Here is a 754-nt window from a genome sequence, read left to right on the forward strand (position 1 = left end):
GGACCGGCGAAATACCAGATGATCAGACCCAGGATGGGCAGGATCGCGATCAGCAGGATCCACAGCAACTTGGTGCCGGTGCCTTCATTGGTATTGATCACCTGCGCGATTGCCCAGATATCCAGAACCAGAATGACAATGCCGAACAGATATTCCATGGCTGTTTCTCCTGTTGCCTGATGGCCAACCCCGCCGGCCGCCGCGGGGTTCCCTACAGGACGTAGCGCGACAGATCGGTCGACCGGGACAGATCGCCCAGACGCTTCTCGACGTAGTCGGCATCCACGCTGACGGACTGACCCTTCTGGTCCGGCGCCTCGAATGACAGATCCTCGAAGACCCGTTCGATCACCGTGTAAAGACGCCGCGCGCCGATATTCTCGACCGCGCTGTTCACCTCGGCCGCGATCCGGGCAAGAGCCGCGATGCCGTTATCGGCAAAGGTCACATCGACGCCCTCGGTGGCCATCAGGGCGGTGTACTGCCGCGTCAGCGCGTTGTCGGTTTCGGTCAGGATCCGGATGAAATCCTCTTCCGTCAGCGCCCGCAACTCGACCCGGATCGGCAGGCGGCCCTGCAATTCGGGCAGCAGGTCGCTGGGTTTGGCCACGTGGAACGCGCCCGAGGCGATGAACAGGATATGATCGGTCCTGACCGCGCCGTATTTCGTGCTGACGGTCGTGCCCTCGATCAGCGGCAGCAGGTCGCGCTGCACGCCCTCGCGGCTGACATCGCCGCCGCGCGCATCCGCCCG

2 protein-coding genes are annotated in these 754 nt (G+C 63.3%); both read right to left on the reverse strand.

Annotation, left to right across the window (positions count from 1 at the left end):
* Nucleotides 1-158, reverse strand: a 158-nt coding sequence (locus B4L36_RS05680) for a PLDc N-terminal domain-containing protein (protein WP_292953709.1), incomplete at its 3' end; no start/stop codon positions are given.
* A 53-nt stretch (nucleotides 159-211) separates the two neighbouring features.
* Nucleotides 212-754: AAA family ATPase (locus tag B4L36_RS05685; protein WP_292953670.1), on the reverse strand; the 543-nt coding region annotated here is incomplete at its 5' end.

The sequence above is a fragment of the Paracoccus sp. UBA889 genome, assembly GCA_002294185.1.
GTDB lineage: Bacteria > Pseudomonadota > Alphaproteobacteria > Rhodobacterales > Rhodobacteraceae > Paracoccus.